This window comes from Micromonospora sp. KLBMP9576 (assembly GCF_050941805.1).
Lineage (GTDB): Bacteria > Actinomycetota > Actinomycetes > Mycobacteriales > Micromonosporaceae > Micromonospora.
The window spans coordinates 2,792,337-2,811,027 of the sequence record NZ_CP194567.1 but is presented as its reverse complement, the minus strand read 5'-3'; the positions used below and the strand labels follow the sequence as shown (position 1 = coordinate 2,811,027).

The 18,691-nt window shown below is 76.0% G+C and carries 19 protein-coding genes and 1 pseudogene; 10 read left to right on the top strand and 10 right to left on the bottom strand.

The genetic code is table 11. The annotated features are described in order from the left end of the window. Positions 1-44: 44 nt before the first annotated feature. On the bottom strand, positions 45-875 hold the full coding sequence (locus ACQ452_RS12535) for a DedA family protein (protein WP_433393326.1): 831 nt from the start codon (positions 873-875) through the stop codon (positions 45-47). A gap of 96 nt (positions 876-971) precedes the next feature. After that, positions 972-4,352 carry a BTAD domain-containing putative transcriptional regulator gene (locus tag ACQ452_RS12530; protein WP_433393324.1) on the bottom strand — a complete coding sequence of 1,127 codons (3,381 nt, stop codon included), beginning with the start codon at positions 4,350-4,352 and terminating at the stop codon, positions 972-974. A gap of 147 nt (positions 4,353-4,499) precedes the next feature. Between ACQ452_RS12530 and ACQ452_RS12525 the strand changes: the two genes are divergently transcribed. The 3 genes from ACQ452_RS12525 to ACQ452_RS12515 all read left to right on the top strand — a co-directional run bounded on the left by ACQ452_RS12525 (position 4,500) and on the right by ACQ452_RS12515 (position 6,535). Further along, positions 4,500-5,378: an alpha/beta fold hydrolase gene (locus ACQ452_RS12525; protein WP_433393322.1), complete on the top strand. Its 879-nt coding sequence runs from the start codon at positions 4,500-4,502 to the stop codon at positions 5,376-5,378. Positions 5,379-5,486: 108 nt separating this feature from the next. After that, positions 5,487-5,711: a hypothetical protein gene (locus tag ACQ452_RS12520; RefSeq protein ID WP_433393320.1), complete on the top strand. Its 225-nt coding sequence runs from the start codon at positions 5,487-5,489 to the stop codon at positions 5,709-5,711. Then, complete coding sequence (locus ACQ452_RS12515) at positions 5,708-6,535, top strand: MOSC domain-containing protein (RefSeq protein ID WP_433393318.1); 828 nt, start codon at positions 5,708-5,710, stop codon at positions 6,533-6,535. The genes ACQ452_RS12520 and ACQ452_RS12515 overlap by 4 nt, the downstream gene beginning before the upstream one ends. A gap of 7 nt (positions 6,536-6,542) precedes the next feature. Here the strand turns inward: ACQ452_RS12515 and ACQ452_RS12510 are convergent, their stop codons facing one another. The 6 genes from ACQ452_RS12510 to ACQ452_RS12485 form a co-directional block, all read right to left on the bottom strand. Further along, positions 6,543-8,129 carry a protein kinase domain-containing protein gene (locus tag ACQ452_RS12510; protein ID WP_433393316.1) on the bottom strand — a complete coding sequence of 529 codons (1,587 nt, stop codon included), beginning with the start codon at positions 8,127-8,129 and terminating at the stop codon, positions 6,543-6,545. A 169-nt stretch (positions 8,130-8,298) separates the two neighbouring features. Further along, entirely contained in the window at positions 8,299-8,502 is a 204-nt protein-coding gene (locus ACQ452_RS12505; protein ID WP_433393314.1) for a hypothetical protein, read from the bottom strand. Positions 8,503-8,504: 2 nt separating this feature from the next. Next, positions 8,505-9,341 carry a substrate-binding domain-containing protein gene (locus tag ACQ452_RS12500; RefSeq protein WP_433393312.1) on the bottom strand — a complete coding sequence of 279 codons (837 nt, stop codon included), beginning with the start codon at positions 9,339-9,341 and terminating at the stop codon, positions 8,505-8,507. 93 nt (positions 9,342-9,434) lie between these two features. Then, positions 9,435-10,283 carry an SAM-dependent methyltransferase gene (locus ACQ452_RS12495; RefSeq protein WP_433393310.1) on the bottom strand — a complete coding sequence of 283 codons (849 nt, stop codon included), beginning with the start codon at positions 10,281-10,283 and terminating at the stop codon, positions 9,435-9,437. A 107-nt stretch (positions 10,284-10,390) separates the two neighbouring features. Continuing rightward, complete coding sequence (locus ACQ452_RS12490) at positions 10,391-11,272, bottom strand: helix-turn-helix domain-containing protein (RefSeq protein ID WP_433394118.1); 882 nt, start codon at positions 11,270-11,272, stop codon at positions 10,391-10,393. Between the two features lie 156 nt (positions 11,273-11,428). Next, on the bottom strand, positions 11,429-11,668 hold the full coding sequence (locus ACQ452_RS12485) for a DUF397 domain-containing protein (protein WP_433393308.1): 240 nt from the start codon (positions 11,666-11,668) through the stop codon (positions 11,429-11,431). A 263-nt stretch (positions 11,669-11,931) separates the two neighbouring features. Here ACQ452_RS12485 and ACQ452_RS12480 point away from each other — a divergent pair, with 263 nt between their 5' ends. After that, a complete protein-coding gene (locus ACQ452_RS12480; RefSeq protein WP_433393306.1) occupies positions 11,932-12,582 on the top strand; it encodes a GGDEF domain-containing protein in 651 nt (216 codons plus the stop codon). 85 nt (positions 12,583-12,667) lie between these two features. Continuing rightward, entirely contained in the window at positions 12,668-13,318 is a 651-nt protein-coding gene (locus tag ACQ452_RS12475; RefSeq protein ID WP_433393304.1) for a flavodoxin family protein, read from the top strand. Between the two features lie 3 nt (positions 13,319-13,321). Here ACQ452_RS12475 and ACQ452_RS12470 read toward each other — a convergent pair whose 3' ends face one another. Next, the gene (locus ACQ452_RS12470; protein ID WP_433393302.1) at positions 13,322-13,804 is read right to left on the bottom strand and encodes a type II toxin-antitoxin system PemK/MazF family toxin; all 483 of its coding nucleotides are present in this window, start codon (positions 13,802-13,804) and stop codon (positions 13,322-13,324) included. 88 nt (positions 13,805-13,892) lie between these two features. Between ACQ452_RS12470 and ACQ452_RS12465 the strand changes: the two are divergent. The 5 genes and pseudogenes from ACQ452_RS12465 to prfH all read left to right on the top strand — a co-directional run. Beyond that, positions 13,893-14,051: pseudogene (locus ACQ452_RS12465) on the top strand (DUF4291 family protein); the annotation flags it as partial. An 8-nt stretch (positions 14,052-14,059) separates the two neighbouring features. Continuing rightward, positions 14,060-14,740 carry a hypothetical protein gene (locus ACQ452_RS12460; protein ID WP_433393300.1) on the top strand — a complete coding sequence of 227 codons (681 nt, stop codon included), beginning with the start codon at positions 14,060-14,062 and terminating at the stop codon, positions 14,738-14,740. 106 nt (positions 14,741-14,846) lie between these two features. Further along, positions 14,847-15,788, top strand: coding sequence for a class D beta-lactamase (blaOXA, locus tag ACQ452_RS12455; RefSeq protein WP_433393298.1), 942 nt, complete (start codon positions 14,847-14,849; stop codon positions 15,786-15,788). A gap of 222 nt (positions 15,789-16,010) precedes the next feature. After that, complete coding sequence (locus ACQ452_RS12450; protein WP_433393296.1) at positions 16,011-17,186, top strand: RNA ligase RtcB family protein; 1,176 nt, start codon at positions 16,011-16,013, stop codon at positions 17,184-17,186. Further along, positions 17,183-17,878 carry a peptide chain release factor H gene (prfH, locus tag ACQ452_RS12445; protein ID WP_433393294.1) on the top strand — a complete coding sequence of 232 codons (696 nt, stop codon included), beginning with the start codon at positions 17,183-17,185 and terminating at the stop codon, positions 17,876-17,878. Before ACQ452_RS12450 ends, prfH begins: the two co-directional genes overlap by 4 nt. On the opposite strand, the gene ACQ452_RS12440 is transcribed toward prfH, so the two are convergent. Then, positions 17,867-18,553 (bottom strand): macro domain-containing protein, encoded by a 687-nt coding sequence (locus ACQ452_RS12440; protein WP_433393292.1) that lies wholly within the window; start codon positions 18,551-18,553, stop codon positions 17,867-17,869. The genes prfH and ACQ452_RS12440 overlap by 12 nt on opposite strands. Between the last annotated feature and the right edge of the window lie 138 nt (positions 18,554-18,691).

The window sequence follows — 18,691 nt, the reverse complement described above, 5'->3', positions numbered from 1 at the left end:
GAACGTGACCGCCGGGCCGTACCCGCCGGGGTGGCCGCGCCGGCTCAGTGCGACAGGTCGCGGTCGCGGCCGACGCCCGACCCGTCCGAGTACGCGCTGCGGTAGATCGTGCCCCGCCCGCTCGGATCCGCCTCGGGCGGCAACGGGGCGAAACCGACGGACGGGTCGGAACCGACCGACACGTCGGGATCGGCGGCGGTTGCCTTGGCGCGCCGGGCCCGGACGACCCGGGAGATGACGAACCACCCGGCAGCCGCCACGCTGGCGACGATGACCACCTTCTGCAGCACACCGGCGTAGCCCTCGACCAGGTGCCAGTTGTCGCCGAGCAGGTAACCGGCCATCACGAAGGTGGTGTTCCAGATCAGGCTGCCGAGCGTCGTGTAGACCGCGAAGGTCAGCACCGGCATCCGCTCCACGCCGGCCGGGATGGAGATCAGGCTCCGGAAGATCGGAATCATCCGGCCGAAGAAGACGGCCTTCACCCCGTGCCGCAGGAACCACTCCTCGGTGCGGTCCACGTCGCTGAGCTTGACCAGCGGCAGCCGCTGCGCGATCGCCCGGATCCGCTCCCGGCCGAGCGCCGCCCCGATCCAGTACAGCGCGAGGGCGCCGACCAGCGAACCGAGGGTGGTCCAGAAGATCGCGCTGACCACGCTCATCCGGCCCTGGCCCGCGACGAAGCCCGCCAACGGGAGGATCACCTCGCTGGGGATCGGCGGGAAGAGGTTCTCCAGGGCCACGGCCAGACCCGCGCCGGGGCCGCCGAGCCGCTCGACCAAGCCGATCACGAAGCCGACCAGACCGTCCTCGGGCGGCGCGGCCTTCTCGGGGGCGGAGCCGGAGACGAGCAGGGCGTGCGCGGTACGAATCATGGCCCACACGCTACGAACCCATCCTGAGCGCCCGCCATGGGGCCGGCCCTCCCGTTCCGCCGCGCCTGGGTGCGGAGGCCAGCGGGGTGGAAGGTCCTAGTGGGCGGCCCGCGCGGCGACCGCGTCGGCGCTGCGGCGGTGCGTGGCGGCCTCGTCGGGGCGACCCAGCCCGTCCGCCAGGTCGGCGAGGTACCGAGCCACCGGGCCGAGGGTCAGCACGCCGCTGCCGGCCCCCGCCAGCTCGTCGGCGGCGGGGACGAGTCCGGCGTACACCCATCGCATCGTGACCTGGTCGTCGAGGGCGAGGGCGGCACGCGCGGCGAGGCAGAGCCGGGCCTCGCGCAGCAGGTCGTGCGGCGACTCCGGGAGGGCCCGCAACGCGGCGGCGGCCTCGTCGCGACGACCGGCGGCGAGCAGGACCAGGGGGCGCACCCAGGGCTCGTACGGGCCGAGGTCCCCGCCGGTCCCGGTCGTGGCCCCCCGCCCCGGCCCGCAGAGCCGCAGCGACAGCAACGCCAGCGCGAGCAGACCCCGCTCCATGCCGGGCATCCCGCTGTCGGCGAGCGGGACCTGGGCCGCCCGGTAGGCGTCCGCCGCCTCGGCCGGGCACCCGCCGACCGCCAGCCGCAGGGCGGCGTACCAGCGGGTGAAGACGCCCACCAGCGGCAGGTCGTACCGCTCGGCGAGGCGTTGCGCGGCGGTCGCGTGCGCGTCCGCCGCCCCAAGATCGGCCAGCGCGCAGCGCGCCTGGAGGAGGACGAGGTGGCCGAGGACCTCGAAGCTCACCAGCCCGTGCCGGCCGGCCAGCTCCACCAGTTCGGCGCCGACGCGGGCGCGCTCGTGGGCGAGACCGGCCCGGCCGAAGGTGTGCAGGAAGCGGGCGTTGAGCGCGTGGGCGAGCAACGCCGGGTGCGCCAGTCTCCGGGCGATCGTCTCCGCCTCGGCCGCGGCCCGGCGACCACGGTCGGTGGTGGTGCCGCGCAGTTCGACGGCGAGGGTGCTCAGCAGCCTGCTGCGTCGTTCCGGCTCGTCGTCGCCGAGTGCGGCCAGCGTCCGCTCGGCGGCCAGGACGACCTGGTGGGAGAGGCCTTCGTCGTCGTTGCGGGTCCACACGGCCGGGACGTCGAAGGCGGTGAGGACGCCCACGGTGAGGGTGGGGTCGTCGAGCCCGGCGGCGGTGTCGATGGCCGTGGCGCGCAGGCGTCGCGCCTCGTCGAGATGGCCGGTGACGGCGAGTGCCCGGCCCAGCCCCATGACCGCGTCCAGCCGTGCGCGTACGTCGCCGCCGCCCGCCCGGTCGTGGGCGTCGACCGCCAGTCGCCACAGCCGCGCCGCCTCGTGCGGCTGGAAGCGCCGCTCGGCCCGCTCGGCGGCCATGCCGGCGTAGCGGGCGGCGCGCGGCGCGGTGGCGGGGGTCGCCGCGAGGGCGAAGTGGTGGGCGAGGGCGGTGACGTCCCCCGGGTACAGCCGCTCGATCGCCTCGCCGGCGGCGGCGTGCCATCGGGCCCGGCGTGGCGCGGACAGGTCGCCGTAGAGGGTGTCGCGCACCAGGATGTGGGTGAACCGCAGTCGCCGCTCACTGCCGTGCTCGGTGAGGAAACCGGCTGCCAGGGCGAGATCCAGGTCGTCGAGCACCGACGTGGCGTCGCCGGCCAGCGCGGTCAGCACGTCCGCGTCGACGTCCCGGCCGAGCACGGCGGCCCGCCGCAGCAGGGTCCGCGCCTCCTCCGGCAGCCGGGTCAGCCGGTGGCGGATGACGTCGCGTACGCCCGCCGGGACCTCGTGCGCGGCGGCGTCGTCCCCGCTGGCGAGCAGCCGCGCCAGTTCCCGGACGAAGAACGGGTTCCCGCCGCTGCGCCGGTGGATCAGGCGTACGACGGTCGGGTCAAGCTCCTGCCGCGCGCCCGCCTGTCGGGCGACGGCCCGGGCCAGGTCTCCGGTCGCCGCAGCGTCCAGGCCGCCCAGGTGGACCCGGGCCGGCTCGACCCGGGCCATCCGGGCCAGCGCGGCGGCCAGCTCCGCGGTGATCTCCGCCGTGCGGTACGTGCCGACGACCAGCACCGGCCCCGTCACCGGCTCGGGCTCCCCGACCAGGGCGGCCAACAGGTCCAGGGTGTCGGCGTCGGCGCGGTGCAGATCGTCGACGACGAGCAGCACCGGTCCCCGCTCGGCCGCCGCCGAGACCAGCGCGGCGGCGGCGCGGCGCTGCCGGAACCGGGCCACCGCCGGGTCCTCCCCCCGGCCCGCGACACCGGGCACCGGTCGTATGCCGGGCGCCGACCGTATGCCGTCGGGCTGCGGCAGCAGGACGTCGGGAGCGGGGGTGAGCGCGGCGGTGATCTGGGCCCACGGCCAGGCGACCGGGGCGCCCTCGTACTCGGGGCTGCGGCCCCACGCGGTCGTCCAGCCGGCGACGGCCAGCTCCCGGGCGAGGGCGTCGACGAGGGCGGTCTTGCCCGCGCCCGGCTCACCCGAGACGAGGGCGAGCGTGGGCGTGCCGTGCCGGGCGACGTGGGCGGCGGCCCGCCGCAGGGCGGTCAGCTCCCCGTCACGCCCGACGAAGGGGCGCTCGTCGCGCGCGGCCACCGCTGCGGCCCGCACGGGCGGGGGCGCGTCGCGCCGGCCCACGGCCGCGTCGGCACCGGCAGCGGGCGTGCCGGCGGCGGACGTAGCGGCGGCGGACGGTGGCGGGATCAGCTCCGGGGCCTGGGCGAGGATGTCGGCCTCCAGCCGACGCAGCCGGGGGCCCGGGTCCACGCCGAGCTCGGTGACCAGGGCGTCGCGGGCCTGCCGCAGCGCGGCCAGGGCCTCGCCCTGGCGGCCCGAGCGGTACAGGGCCGTGGCCAGCAGTTGCCAGGCCTCCTCGCGCAGCGGCTGGCCGGCGGTGTGTGCCCGCAGTCCGGAAGCCGCCTCGGCGGACCGGCCGAGGGCCAGCAACGCCTCCGCCCGCCGCTCCACGGCCAGCATCCGCAACTCGTCGAGCCGGTCGATCTCCGCGCGGGCCCAGGGCTCGCCGGCGAACTGCGCGTACGCGGGGCCACGCCACAGGGCGAGCACGTCGTCCAGGCGCTCCAGCGCGACCGCGGCGTCGCCCGCCGCGAGCAGTCCACCCGCCTCGCCGAGCGCCGCTTCGAACCGCCAGGCGTCCACCGCCTCCGGTGCCGCGCGCAGCGCGTAGCCGGGCGGGGCGGTCACCAGCAGGCGGGCCGGCGCCCGGGGCGGCCGCTCCGGTTCCAGGCTGCGGCGCAGGTCGGCGACGAACGTCCGGATCGCCCCCACCGCGCCCTCCGAGGGCGTCTCCCACAGGTCGTCGACGAGCCGGTCGACCGGCACGACCCGGCCCCGGGCGACCAGCAGTCGGGCCAGTACGGCCCGGTGGCGCGGCCCCTTCAGCGCGACGGGGCCCGCGTCGTCGACCGCGCCCACCGGGCCGAGCACGACGAAGGTCACCGCTCCCGCCCCAGGTCGCCTGGTCATGGCACCAATCTAGGCAGGTCCCCACCGGTGGGCGCCGCGCGGTCGCTCATCCGTTGCTGACCGGGTGCTGATCGCCGCCGGGCACGCTCGGTGCCACACGACGTGGTCCCCCTCGACCACCCCACCGCACCCTGGAAAGGCCCACCCATGAGCCCGACGATCAGCGGATTCGACTACCGGCGCGTCACCGTCGCCGACGGCGTGACGCTCAGCGCGGCCGTCGCCGGCAGCGGCAGCCCGGTCGTGCTGCTGCACGGCTTCCCGCAGACCCACCTCATGTGGCGGCACGTCGCCACCGACCTCGCCGCCGGGCACACCGTGATCTGCCCCGACCTGCGGGGCTACGGCGACAGCGACAAGCCCGCCGACCCCGACGGGACCGCGTACTCGAAGCGGACCATGGCCGCCGACGTCGTCGCGCTCGCCCGGGCGCTGGGCCACGACCGGTTCGCCCTCGTCGGGCACGACCGCGGCGCGCTGGTCGCCGTGCGCGCCGGCCTGGACCACCCCCGGGCGGTCACCCACCTCGCCGCGCTCGACGTGCTGCCGACCCTCGACACGTGGGACGTCATGCGCGGCGTCAGCGCCGCCGTCGGCTTCCACCTCTACCTGATGGCCCAGCCGCCCGGCCTGCCCGAGCAGCTCATCGGGGGCAACCCGGACGCCTTCTTCGGCCACTTCCTCGACGCCTGGACCCGCGACCCGCAGGCCATCCCCGCGGAGGTGCGGGCCGCGTACCTGCGGGCGTCGCGGGAGTCAGTCGTCTCCATCGTCGCCGACTACCGGGCCACGGCGGGCATCGACATCGAGCACGACCGGGCCGACCGGGCGGCCGGCACCACGCTGCGGATGCCGGTCAGCGTGTTGCAGCAGGACTGGGGCGCCGCGCTCGGCTACGACGCGGCCGGGCTGTGGCGGGCCTGGGCGCCGGACCTGGAGCACCGGACCGTCTCCTGCGGTCACTTCATGGCCGAGGAGGCACCCACCGAGGTCGTCGGGGCCCTGCGCGCCCTGCTGGCCCGGTAGCCGCGCCGGCCGGGGCTCGGTGGCCCCGCAGCCCGGCCGACGCGGGCCGGCCGGGGTGTCGGACCGCTCGCCTAGAGTGTCCCCGATCGGCGGGCGAGGAGGGGCGACGTGCGAAGGCAACCGACAGGGGGCACGGTCCGCTCGGCGGACGGCACCATCGTCCACAAGCGTCTCGGCGCCGGGCCCGCCGTCGTCCTGGCCGAGGCCGCCGGCCGGTCCCGGTGCTTCGGGCCGAGGCGGGCGCTGGCGGCGCTGCTCGAGGCGCCGACGGTGCTGGACGAGGCGCTCGTCGGGGTCCTCGGCGGCCACTTCGCGGCCCGGGGCGACTCGTGACCGGCCGGCTGGCGCAGTTGTGGCGCTACCCGGTGAAGTCGATGCTGGGCGAGCGGCTGCCCGCCGCCGACGTCGGCCCGGCCGGGATCGCGGGCGACCGGCGGCTGGCCCTGCGGCACCGCGACACCGGCCGGGTGGCCAGCGCGAAGCACCCCCGCCTCTGGCGCGGGCTGCTCACGCTCCGCGCTGCCGGGGCGGCACCCGCCCCGGTGCGGATCACGTTGCCCGACGGGCGCACCCTGTCCACGGTGGACCCCGACGTCGACGACGTGTTGTCCCGGGTGCTCGACATACCGGTGACGTTGATCGACCGGCCGCCCGCCGGGGCGACCCTGGACCGGGCCGACCCGGACGCGGTGCTGGCCGCCGGCCTCACCGCCGAGGTGCCGGTCCACGTCAGCTCGCTCGGGGCGGCGGCGCCCGGCACCTTCTTCGACTTCGCCCCCGTGCACCTGGTCACCACCGCCACCCTCGCCCGGGTGTCGGCCGAGTTGCCCGGCGCCGCCGTCGACGCGGTCCGCTACCGGCCCAACCTGGTGCTCGACGTCGACGCGGAGGGCTTCGCCGAGAACGGCTGGGTCGGCCGCGAGCTGCGGATAGGTCCGGATCTGGTGCTGCGGGTGCTGGCCCCGACGCCGCGCTGCGCGGTGCCGACCCTGGCGCACGGCCCGCTCCCGCCACAGGCACAGGCGCTGAGCGTCCCCGCCCGGCTCAACCGGGTCGCGCCGCTGCCGCAGCTCGGCCCGCAGCCGTGCGTGGGCGCGTACGCGCAGGTGTTGCGGGGCGGCCGGGTGGCACCGGGTGCCGTGGTCGAGATCGGCTGAGCGCCGTTCAGTCGTCGTCGCCGTCGCCGTGGCCCCGCGCCGCCTTCTCGACGCGGTCCAGCAGGGAGTCGAGCCGGGCCGCCGTGTCGGGCGGGATCTTCCCCTCCTCGGCCTCGTCGGCGAGGCGCTCGCGTAGCTGCTCGACCCGCTTCGCCCGGTCCCTCGACCTGTCCTCGCTCAGGTCGGCGAGCTTGTCCCGCAGCCCCTCGACCGTCTTACGGTCGATCTCGCCGCGGGCCTGCGCCCAGGCGAGCACGGCGATGAACTCGGCGGCGAGCTGGCGCAGGTCGACCGGTTCGGGCCGGGCGGTCACCGACGGGGGCGCGGAGCTCGGCGGCCGGGGCGTCGGCTTCGCCGGGGTCGGTGTCGCAGCCGGCGGGCCTGCCGTGGCCGCCGCTGTCGGCGGCGGATCGTTGCCGTCGCCGAGGACGAACGCCCCGGCGAGCCCGACGAGCAGCGCGACGCCGACCGCGACGAGCGCGGTGACGGGCCTGTCCCGCCCGGTCCCCCGGCCCCGGCCGGGACTGTCGGTCGCCGCGCGGGGCCCGTCCACCGGGACGGGGTGCGGCACCCGCGCGCGCCCGGTGCCGAAGGGGCCCCGGTTCGGGGACGACAGCGCGCGATCGACCAGGGTCGGCGGGTGCGTCGCCGTGGTGTCCGGGGTCGGCGAATGCGGGGCGCCGCCGGGCGATGTCGAGTGATGCGACGCCGCGCCGCCGGGCAGGGTCGGCAGGACGGCCGTGGACGGCTCGGCCGGCGCGGAGGCCGCGCCGAAGCGGGCGGCCAGGTGCGCCGCGGTGGGCCGGTGCGCCGGCTCGACGGCGAGGCAGGCCAGGGTCAGCTCGGCGACGTCGGGCGGCAGCCCGGGGACCCGTGGGGGCGCCACCGCCGCCGGCCCGGCGTGCACCTCCCGCGCGTCCTGCCACGTCCGTACGGGCAGCGGGGCCCGGCCGGTGAGGGTGCGGTAGAGCACCGCCCCGAGGGCGTAGACGTCGCTGGCCGGGTTCGGCGGGCCGGGTCGCATCCGCTCCGGTGCGAAGTAGGCGGGCGTGCCCATCAGCGGCTCGCCGGTCCGCCCGGCGAGCGGGTGGCGCGGCCCGCCGAGCGCGGCGATGCCGAAGTCGAGCACCTTGGCGCCGGTATCGGTGAGCATGACGTTGCCGGGTTTCACGTCGCGGTGCACCACGCCGAGGTGGTGGGCGGCGGCGAGCGCGGCGGCGATCTGACCGGCCACCCGTACCGCCTGCGGCCAGGGCAGCGGGCCGTCGGCGAGCCGGTCGGCGAGGTTACGCCCCCGCACCAGCTCCATCACCAGGTACGGCACGACCGCCCCGCCGGCCAGGGTCGCCTCGGCGTAGTCGTAGACCTGGGTGACGTGCGGGTGGGTGAGTCGCGCGGCGGCGCGCGCCTCGCGGTGGATGGCGGCCCGCAGCTGCGGGTCGGTGGCGAACTCCCGGGTGAGGGCCTTGACCGCGACGGGGCGGCGCAGCACCTCGTCGTCGGCGCGCCACACCTCGGACATCCCGCCGAGGCCGATGCGCTCGCGCAGGACGTAGCGGTCGTCCAACCGGAGGTCGGGCGAGAACGGCGACATAGCCGTTCAGTCTGCCCTGCCGGCGCGGCGGCCACCAGTGCGCGGTGCCCGGTCGCGCGCCGGTCGCCGGGTCGGGCCGCGACGACCGGCGCAGCGGTCGGGGTTCGGGCCGCGACGACCGGCGCAGCGGTCGGGGTTCGGGCCGCGACGACCGGCGCAGCTGCGGCGGTCAGGAGCAGCAGGGCACCGGGGCCACCGGCGACGGCTGGATCCGGTCGGCGAGCCGGCGCAGGACGCTGGCGGCGGCCAGCCGGGTGAGGGCGAGAGGCGCGGCGTGGGGCCGATCCGGGCGGACCGGGGCGTCCGGGCGGGCGGAGTTGACGTGGCGGGTCACCGCGTCGAGGGCGGATACGAAACCGGTGGGCTGTTCCATGGTCAGCTCCTTCGCGCGGGTCCGGTGGATGACCGGACGACGAGTGTGGTGGGCAGCAGAACGTGGCCGGCCGCCGGGTCTGCGGGCGGGTCGAGCAGGAGTTGGGCGGCGGTGCGCCCCTTCTCCTCGGCGGGTTGCCGCACGGTGGTGAGGCCGGCGGTGGCGGCCTCGGCGATGTCGTCGAAGCCGGTGACCGAGATCGGCGGGCCGCCGGCGTCGGCGATCGCGTCGAGGACGCCGAGGGCGAGCACGTCCGCGCAGGCCAGCACCGCCGTGGGCGGTTCGGTGGCGGCGACGGCGGCGGCCCCGGCCGACCGGCTGTTGTCGGTGGCGGCGAGCACGGTCAGCTCGGACCACGCGACGCCGACCTCCGCGAAGGCGTCGGCGAACCCTGCGAGCCGGGCCCGGGTCGTGGGATGCGCGACGTCGGCCACGTCGGCGAGGTGCACCTCGCCCGGAGCCGCGTCGGGGCGCACGGCGTCGCCGAGCAGGGCGACGCGGCGGTGGCCGAGGCCGGCCACGTGCGCGGCGGCGGCCCGTGCGGCGGCCCGCTCGTCGATGCCGACGTAGCGTTCGTCGGGGCCGGGGCCGGCGTCATCGCGGGGAGCGGTGGTGACGACGGGCAGGCCACGCTCGCGCAGCACGTCGACGAGCCAGCCCTCGTCGCCCACGCAGTAGACGCAGAACCCGTCGACGGCGGCGTTCTCGACCGCCCGTCGGGCGTCCGCCTCACCGGGCGGCAGCGGTACGAGCAGCAGGTTGGTGCCGTGCCGCTCGGCCGCCTGCGCGACGCCGGCCAGGAACCGGACCGCGAACGGGTCGGTGAAGGCGTAGGACATCTGCGATTCGAAGAGCACCCCGAGGGCGCCGACGTAGCCGCGCCGCAGCGACCGGGCGGTGGGTCGGGGCCGGCGAGCGCGCCGTCGCGCCGCTCAGCCCCGGCGGGCCACCGCCGCGTACATGCTGACCTCGGCGGCCGACGGGCGAGGCTGCGGGGCGTCCTCGGCCCGCCACTCGGCGACCGAGGTGACGCCCGGCTCCACCAGCTCCAGCCCACCGAAGAACTCGGCGAACTCGGCCCGGCTGCGCAGGTTGATCAGGCCGTGCGGGCCCTCGCCCCGGGCCGCCGCCTTCGCCTCCTGCACGACGGGCGGGGGCAGGTAGTCGTGGGTGGCGTGCGAGGCCGCCAGGTAGCTGCCCGGCGGCAGCGCGTCGAGCAGCCGGGCGACCAGGGCGTACGGGTCGTCGTCGTCGGCGACGAAGTGCAGGATCGCGATCAGCATCAACCCGACCGGCTGGGACAGGTCGATGGTGCGCAGCAGGTCGGGATGGCGCAGGATCCGCTCCGGGTCGCGCAGGTCGGCGTCGATGTAGGCGGTGGCGCCCTCGGGCGAACTGGTCAGCAACGCCCGGGCGTGCGCGAGCACGATCGGGTCGTTGTCGACGTAGACCACCCGCGACTGCGGGGCGATCGCCTGGGCGACCTCGTGGGTGTTGTCGGCGGTCGGGATGCCGGTGCCGATGTCGAGGAACTGGCGGATGCCCGCCTCCCGCGCGAGGTGGCGCACGGCCCGCCGGAGGAAGCGGCGGTTCTCCAGGGCGGCCGTCCGGATCGTCGGGAAGGACGCCGCCACCGCGTCACCGGAATCCCGGTCGGCCTGGAAGTTGTCCTTGCCGCCGAGCCAGTAGTTGTAGCGGCGGGCGGGGTGCGCCACCGAGGTGTCGATGCGGTCGCTCGGCGGGTTGGGGTCGGTCGTCGCACCCGGGGCATCGGTGGTCAAGGCAGCCTCCACGACTCTGCGCCACCCGCGACCGGGGGCGTCCGTCCACTGTCACCGGTCGCCGATGATGGTAGCCGTATCGTCACCCGGGCGAGGCCCCGCCGAACTCACCCCGGGTGCAGGCCGTCCAGGATCCCGCCGAGGATCTCCGGCGTACGCTCCGGCGGCTCGGCCTCCACGCAGAGCCGCTCCATCGCCACCGCGTAGTGGTCGAGGTCGTCGCGCTTGTCGAGGTAGAGGGCGCTGGTCAACTGCTCGATGTAGACGATGTCGGGCAGCTCGCGGTCGCCGAAGCGCAGGATGGTGAAGGCGCCGCCCGCCGCGGCGTGACCGCCGGCGGCGAACGGGATGACCTGGAGCCGGATGTTCGGCGCCTTGGTCGACTCGATCAGCGCCGACAACTGCTCGCGCATCACCCGCGCGCCCCCGATCGGCCGGCGCAGCGCGGCCTCGTCCACCACCGCCCAGAGCTGCGGCGGGCTCTCGCGGTGCAGCAACCGCTGGCGCTGCATCCGCAACGCGACCCGACGTTCGATCTCCGCCGGCGCCGCCTGCCCGTGCCCGAGCAGCACCACGGCGCGGGCGTAGTCACGGGTTTGCAGCAGGCCGGGCACGAACTGGACCTCGTAGCTGCGGATGCGTACGGCCGCGGCCTCCAGGCCGAGGTACGACTGGAACCAGTTCGGCAGCACGTCGCCGTAACGGTGCCACCAGCCGGGGCTGTTGGCGTCGCGGGCGAGCTTGAGCAGCGCCTCGCGCTCCTCGCGCGCGCTGACGCCGTAGAGGGTGAGCAGGTCCGCGACGTCGCGCTCCTTGAAGCCGACCCGACCCAGCTCCATCCGGCTGATCTTCGACTCGGAGGCGCGGATCTCCCAACCGGCGCCCTCCCGGGTCACCGCGCTGGACTCGCGCAACCGGCGCAACTGGGCACCGAGCAGCATGCGCAGCACGGTCGGGCCGGCCGTCGAACCGCCCTCGGCGGGACCCATCGTCACTGCCGACCTCCACACGCCGGTTAGTGCCGACCGGATGCCCCCGCGCGGCCGACGAGTAAGCATGCCATGAACCGTGAGTGAGGTGAACGCCCTCGGCGTGGGTGATCGCCGCCGCCCGACGGGGACGCCCGCCGGCTGCCGGCCGGACGCTCAGGAGATCAGGTCGTCGAAGTCCCCGTCGCGGGCGCCCAGCACGAAGGCGGCGATCTCGTCCACCGTGTAGATCAGCGCCGGCCCGTCCGGGTGCCGGGAGTTGCGCATGGCTATGCCGGCGCCCCCGGGAAGTTCGGCCAGCTCGACGCAGTTGCCGCTGGGGTTGCTCCGGCGACTCTTCTGCCAGTCGAGCGGGGGGAGCTGGGTGATCGGAACGCCGTTCGGGGGCTGTTGCATGGGCGTCTTTCTCTCGCGAGCCCCGTCGACGCCGGACAGTGGATTCGGTGCGGGGTCGTACGGCATCGACGAACGGGCTTCCTGCACGTGCATCTGCTATTGCATCTGCATCGGACAGCGAGCATGATAGCCCAGATGATCGGTACCCATCCGATCACTCTGCGTCACCTGGACCTGGGCTGCCGCCAGGGCAGACAGGACCCGGCACGGGCCGCTGACCATCGCGCGCGACGGCCGGAGACATCGTGCTGATGGGAGGTCGCGTGCCGGATCCGTTGGCCATCGCGTCCGGCGTCTGTGCCGCCGGGGCCCTCGTCACCACCTGGCAGCTACGACGCCGCGCGATCGAGGCCGAGGTCGAGATCAGGCAACTCCAGGCCGAACTCGCCGCCGAGCGGCACGCCGCCAGCCACGACCCCCTCACCGGCCTGCCCAACCGCCGCGCCTTCCACCGGCTGGCCGCCGCGCTGCTCACCGACGCCGCCGGTCAGCCGCTGGTCGCCGTGGTGCTCGACCTCGACGACTTCAAGCAGATCAACGACCGCTACGGGCACGCCGCCGGCGACCATGTGCTGGTCAACGTCGCCCAACGGCTCGCCGCCTTCGCCGGCGACAACCTGGTCGCCCGCCTCGGCGGCGACGAGTTCGCCGGGCTGCTGACCAGCCCGACGATCGACCGGCGGTGGATCGAGCACGCCACCCGGCGGCTCTGCGACAGCCTCGCCGCGCCGATCCCGCTGGGCGGTCGCAGCGTCCGGGTGACCGCCTCCGTCGGGCTCGCCCCCGTCACCGGGCCGGGACAGCTCACCGAGGCGCTCGACCGGGCCGACGCCGCGATGTACCAGGCCAAGAGCCTCGGGGTGGCCCGCCCGCGCCGGCAACTCGTCGACACCCCCCACCTGGCCGAGTGCTGAGCCCGCCACGCGGTGCACGTGTCCCGCGCCGCTCGCCGGGTATGCCGCTCGGGTCAGCGTCGCGCCCGCCGAGAGGGGAACCGCCGTGCCCAGCATCCGGGCCCTGGTCCTGAACTGCACCCTCAAGCGGTCCCCCGCACCGTCGAGCGCCGAGACGCTCGGGCGCGAGGTGCTCGACGCCCTCGCCGGACAGGGCGTCGACGGCGAGCTGGTCCGGGTCGTCGACCACGACGTGCGCTTCGGGGTCTCCGTCGACGAGGGCGACGGCGACGGCTGGCCGGCCATCCGGTCCACGCTGATGGCCGCGCAGATCCTCGTCATCGCCACGCCGATCTGGCTCGGCCAGCCGTCCGCCGTGTGCAAGATGGTCCTCGAACGGCTCGACGCCGAACTCTCCGAGACCGACGCCGAGGGGCGGCTGCTCACCTACGGCAAGGTGGGCGCGGTCGCGGTCGTCGGCAACGAGGACGGCGCGCACCACACCATCGCCGAGGTGCAGCAGGCCCTCAACGAGGTGGGGTTCACCTGCCCCGCGGCCGGCGCCACCTACTGGGTCGGTGAGGCGCTGCACACGGTCGACTACCTCGACGTACGCCCAAAACCCGACACCACGGGCCGCACCACGAAGGCGCTGGCGCTCAACAGCGCGCACCTGGCGCGGCTGCTGGCCGAGCAGCCGTACCCCCCGCCCGACGCCCGTTCCGCCGCGGTCGGCCCGAGCCGCGAGCCGGCCTGACGCTCAGCGCCAGCCGTAGCCGGCGCGCAGCGCCTGCCCCACCCGGTCGAACCGGGCCCGGTCCAGCACCGCGCCCTCCCGGCGGATGCCGTCCTCCCGCATGGTCAGGACCCGGTCCAGCCGCACCCAGCTCGGCCGGTCGTCCCGGTCCCACTCGCCCGGCCCGAGGGCGAACCAGTGCCGCTGGCCGTCGCGCTCGCCCTGGCTGGAGAGCATCAGCGCGTACAGGGTCCGGCTGTGCCGGCCCACCACCAGCACCGGACGGTCCTTGCCCTGACGCGGGTCGTCCTCGTACGGCACCCAGGTCCAGACGATCTCGCCCGGGTCGGCGTGCCCGTCGAGCTCCGGGGCGTACGCCAACTGCCGGCGCTGCAACGCGGCCACCTGGCGGGGCCGGGCTGGGCGCGCCGCGCCGGGCCGGGGCCGGCGCGGCGACGGGATGACGCCGCCGATCCGGGCCGCCACACTCCTGAGAAGACCTGCCACGCCGGCAGCCTATCCCCCGCCGCGCCGTCGATCCCGGTGGGGACAATCCGGTGGACCGGGGTGGGGGCGATCCGTCAGGATCGGCGTCATGCCGGTTCCCCTGCGCCGGGCCCGCGCCCGGTACACCGCCGACACCGTCACCGTGCACCAGGCGTACCCGGCGGACGTCGCCCGCCCCGCGGGCCGCTTCGTGCCGCCCTTCAAGCGGGACCGGATGACGCGGATCAAAACGTCCTTCCGCTGGATGACGGCACCGTGACCGGCCCCCGCGCCTCCGGGGGACGTGCCGTGCCGCACCGCGACGCCGCCCGCCACCCGCCGGTGCTCCAACCGGTGCTCGAGGTGGCGCCCCTCGGCGACTTCACCCTCTGGCCGGTGACCGACGTCGAGGGGTGGCTGGTCCTCTCCGGCGCCCTGAGCGCGCCCGAGGTGGGCACCGCCGTGGCGCGGATCGCGGCGTACAACCACCTCGACGAGCGCACGACGTGGCCCGGCGGGACCGATCCGCTGACCGCCGTGCGGCCGGTGGTGGCGGCCGGCCCGGAGCCCGGCGCGCTGCTGGTGCCCGGCGGCCTGCGGCTCAGCGATCCGGGCACGGGGGCCCGGGTGGAGCCGGGGTGCTGCAACGGGGTGGAGGACTGGCGCGAGTGGTACGGGCTCCGGGCGGGGGCCCTGCTGGACCTGGGCCACGATCCCACCCCCTGGGCGGAGCCCCGCCCGGACGGGACGCTACGGGTGTGGGCGGACGAGGAGGGCAGCTCCTGGGTGGACACCGACCTCGACGAGCTAACCGGCCTCCTCGACGGCGTCCGGGCCGACCTGGCCGGGTTCCTGCGGGCGCTGCGCAGCTGGGCCGACGACGTCGTACCCGCCGCGGCCACCGACCTGGTCGCGAGCCTGGACCGGCACCTCCAGGTGACGGGGCCGGTCGCGTGAGCCGGCCGGCGAAGGGCCCGGGAGGCGTTCGCGCCGGGGCGACCCGTACCCGCCGACCCGTGTTCTACTCAGGCGTCGTGACCGGCACGGACGGAGGCGGTGGCAGATGAACCTCGAGGTGCGCCGGGGCCCGACCGCGACGCGGACGGCGTCCGCCCGGCTGCGGCGGCGGGTCGCGGGCGCGGCGACGGCCGCCCTGCTCCTGCTGGCCGGGGCGGCCGGCTGCGGCGAGGGCGGACGCCCGGATCCCCCGCCGGCTGGCGTCGCGTCCGCCACCGCCGCCACCACCACCCCGGCCCCGGCCCGCACGCCCACCGTGCAGGTCCGCGACGAGCTGGCGGGAGTGTTCCGGCAGGCCGGCCTGCGGGGCACCTTCGTGCTGTACGACGTGACGGCCGAGCGCGTCGTCATGGTCGACCGGGAACGGGCCGAACGCCGGTTCGTCCCCGCCTCGACGTTCAAGATCCCGCACAGCCTGATCGCGCTGGAGACCGGCGTGGTCCGCGACGAGCAGGAGAAGGTCCCGTACGGCGGCCAGCCGCAGCGCGTCGCCGCCTGGGAACAGGACATGGGGTTGCGCGACGCGGTCCGGGTCTCCAACGTGCCGGTGTTCCAGGAGCTGGCCCGCCGCATCGGGCCGGACCGGGAACGGGAGTGGCTGCGCCGGCTCGGCTACGGCAACGGTCAGGTCGGCGCGGCCGTGGACCGGTTCTGGTTGGACGGGCCGCTGGAGATATCGGCCGACGAGCAGGTGCGGTGGCTGGCCCGGCTGGCCCGGGGCGACCTGCCGGCCGACCGGGGCCACCAGGGCACCGTCCGGGACATCCTGCGCCTGGAGCGCACCGACGGGTACGCCCTCTACGGCAAGACCGGCCTGACCGACGCCACTGACCCGGACACCGGCTGGTGGGTCGGCTGGGTCGAGCGCGGCGACCGGCTGTACTGCTTCGCACTCAACGTCGACATCCGCGCGGACGGCGACGCCGACAAGCGCCTGCCGCTGGGCCGGGAGCTGCTGCGCCGCCTCGGAGCCCTGCCCGCCACGTGATCACCGCCCCGGGCGCAGGAGCCGATGGCCGCGCACGCCGCCGGCCGGCGGGTGCCCGGGTCCGGTGAGGGCCGATAACCGCTTGTCCCGCCCGGTCGGCTTCGCCATGCTGTCGCCCATGACGTTCTGACGGACAGCATCCTCGTCGCGCAGCGACACCCGGGACCGACCGGTGTCGTGCTGCCGCCCGTCCACTCCCGTCTTCGCGAGAAGCGAGCGTCCGTGTCCACACAGCTGTCCCCGCCGCAATCCGCCCCCGCCACCGTCAGCCTGTTCGCCTCCCCCGCGAGTTGGATCGAATCCGACGCCCTCGCGCAGTGCCGGCAGGTCGCCGCCCTCGACGGCATGATCCACGTCGCCGCGATGCCGGACCTGCACCCGGGCAAGGGCGCCCCCATCGGCGCCGCCATGGCGTCGCGCGTGCTGTATCCGTTCCTGGTGGGCTCCGACATCGGCTGCGGCATCGCCGTGTTCCCCATCCGGCTCAAGCGCGCCGTGCCGGAGCGGCTCGCCGCCCGGTTCCCCGACCTCGACCGCCCACTCGATCCCGAGCGGGACGCCGACGACCCCGCCTGGGCCGTCGTGGCGGGCGACATCCCCGCCGGTCACGTCGAGGGTCTCGCCACGGTCGGTCGGGGCAACCACTTCGTCGAGTTGGCCCGCGTCGGAACCGTCTTCGAGGCGGGTCACGCGAGCCGGCTGGGGCTCGCCGTCGGCGACCTGGTGCTCGTCGTCCACTCCGGTTCCCGGGGGCTGGGCGAGCGGATCCTGCGGGCGCACACCGAGTCCCACGGCGCGGGCCGCGCCCCCGATCCGGCCGCCTACCTGGCGGCACACGACGAGGCCGTGCGGTGGGGTTCGCTCAACCGGCGGCTGCTGGCCGCCCGGGTCGCCCTCGCCCTGGGGGCCGAGCCCCCCGAGCCCGTCGTCGACCAGTGCCACAACCTGGTCGAGGTCCGCGACGGGATCTACCTGCACCGCAAGGGCGCGGCACCGGGCGACGGCCGCGACGTGCTCGTCGCCGGCACCCGGGGCACCCCCTCCTACCTCGTGGCCGCCCACGCCGGCCCCGAGGCCAACCACTCGGTGGCGCACGGTGCGGGCCGCAAGATGTCCCGCGCCGACGCCCTGCGCCGCGGCCGGGCCAAGCACACCGTCGAGGAGCTGCGGCGCACCCCCGTGGGGTCGTTGGTGGTGTGCGGCGACCGTCAACTGCTCTTCGAGGAGGCGCCCACCGCCTACAAGCGCATCGAGCAGGTGATCACGGACCTGGTCGAGCACGGCCTGGCCACGCCCGTGGTCACCACGGTCCCCCTGGTCACCTACAAGACGCCCGACGCCGGGCCCGCCGCCCGTGCGGAGCGCCGCGACGACCGACGCAGGCGGGGCCGGCAGTGAGCCAGCACCTGCTGCTGTCGGCGGGGCGCGGCCCGCAGGAGTGCGCCTGGGCGCTGGCCCGGCTGCTGCGCCGCCTGGAGGACGACGCCGCCCGCCGGGGCCTGACGACGCACCGGGTCGAGACCGTGCCCGCCGAACGGCCCGACACCTACCGGTCGGTCCTGCTCCGGATCGCCGGCAGCGACGCCGTGGCGTTCGCCGCCTCGTGGACCGGCACCCTGTGCTGGCGGGCCCCGAGCCCCTACCGGGCGGGCACCGGCCGGAAGAACTGGTATGTCGTCGCCCACCCGTGCCAGCTCGACAGCCCCGCCACGACGTTCGCGCAGGCCGACGTCGACATCGTGGCCTGCCGTACCGGCGGCCCCGGCGGTCAGCACCGCAACAAGGCCAGCACGGCGGTGCGGGCCACCCACCGTCCCTCCGGCCTCGTCGTCGTGGTCGACACCGAACGGCAGTTCGGCCTCAACCGGCGCCTCGCCCTGCGACTGCTGCGCGAGCGCATCGCCCGTGGCGACGAGAGCGCGCAGCGGGCCCTCGTCACCGCCCGCTGGCGCGTGCACGACGAGCTGGTGCGCGGCGACCCCGTCCGCGTCGAACGCCCGGAACCGGCGGGGCAGGAACCGGCCCCGACGCGGCGCAGGCGCCGAGCCCCGGGCCAGACCGTCCCCCGCAGGGGCAGGTCAGCCCCGTGAGCGACGCGGGCCGGGGGTCGCCGGCACCGCCACCCGCACCCGCTCCTCCTCGGGGCGGCTGCCGATGTCGTCGAGCTGCCCCCGGATGGTCTCGCGCAGGTCGTCGTAGTCGTGGAAGCGATAGTCGTTGAAGAGCGTGTAGCCGGTCCACATGAGGTTGGCGCAGACCCGCGCCGGCACCCGGCCCGTCGCCGCGCCCAGGCCGACCAGCGCCACCGACGAGATGCTGCCCGGTTGCCGCGCGTTCTGGGCGTGGACGGCCTGGAACGCGGCGGCGCACGCCAGCGCCACGTTCAGCGTCTCGCTGACGTTCTGCGCCGACTGCTCCATGGTCGGGGTCGAGATCAGAAACGTCGGGTTGACCGCCCCGGACGGCACACACACGGCGCTGCCCACCGGCAGGGACCCGCCGAACTGGTCGCGGATCGCCCGCTGGACCCGCAGTTGGATGCCCGCGCCGAGGTGCCGCTTGATGACCGCGTCGACGCCGCCGTCCATCCGGCCCCGGGAGTTGGTCGGGCTGACCCAGGCGTCGGCGTGCCGGGTCAGGATCGAACCCTTGTGGATCTCGACCTCGGGGGTGTCGGCGAACGCCGCACGCCACGCCCGCACCACCTCCGCGTTGACGTCGGTCAGCACCACCCTGAGCAGCGGCTTCTCGCGGTCCATGGTCATTGTTCACTCCCGGGGGGCAGGGCTGGCTCCGATGTGGATGACGCTAGCGCGGCCCACCGACAACTCTCTGCGGCGCTACGCCGCCGCCGTCTCCGGGGTCGGGACTGTCGGCCCCGGCCGGCACAATCACCGCGCATT

Excerpts from the sequence above, each read along its gene's own strand:
- ACQ452_RS12485 (WP_433393308.1), bottom strand. The coding sequence starts at position 11,668 with ATGCAACAGCCCCCGAACGGCGTTCCGATCACCCAGCTCCCCCCGCTC.
- ACQ452_RS12440 (WP_433393292.1), bottom strand. The coding sequence starts at position 18,553 with ATGACCATGGACCGCGAGAAGCCGCTGCTCAGGGTGGTGCTGACCGAC.
- blaOXA (WP_433393298.1), top strand. The coding sequence starts at position 14,847 with ATGAACCTCGAGGTGCGCCGGGGCCCGACCGCGACGCGGACGGCGTCC.
- ACQ452_RS12500 (WP_433393312.1), bottom strand. The coding sequence starts at position 9,341 with ATGTCCTACGCCTTCACCGACCCGTTCGCGGTCCGGTTCCTGGCCGGC.
- ACQ452_RS12510 (WP_433393316.1), bottom strand. The coding sequence starts at position 8,129 with ATGTCGCCGTTCTCGCCCGACCTCCGGTTGGACGACCGCTACGTCCTG.
- ACQ452_RS12490 (WP_433394118.1), bottom strand. The coding sequence starts at position 11,272 with ATGGGTCCCGCCGAGGGCGGTTCGACGGCCGGCCCGACCGTGCTGCGC.
- ACQ452_RS12505 (WP_433393314.1), bottom strand. The coding sequence starts at position 8,502 with ATGGAACAGCCCACCGGTTTCGTATCCGCCCTCGACGCGGTGACCCGC.
- ACQ452_RS12535 (WP_433393326.1), bottom strand. The coding sequence starts at position 875 with ATGATTCGTACCGCGCACGCCCTGCTCGTCTCCGGCTCCGCCCCCGAG.
- ACQ452_RS12525 (WP_433393322.1), top strand. The coding sequence starts at position 4,500 with ATGAGCCCGACGATCAGCGGATTCGACTACCGGCGCGTCACCGTCGCC.
- ACQ452_RS12530 (WP_433393324.1), bottom strand. The coding sequence starts at position 4,352 with ATGACCAGGCGACCTGGGGCGGGAGCGGTGACCTTCGTCGTGCTCGGC.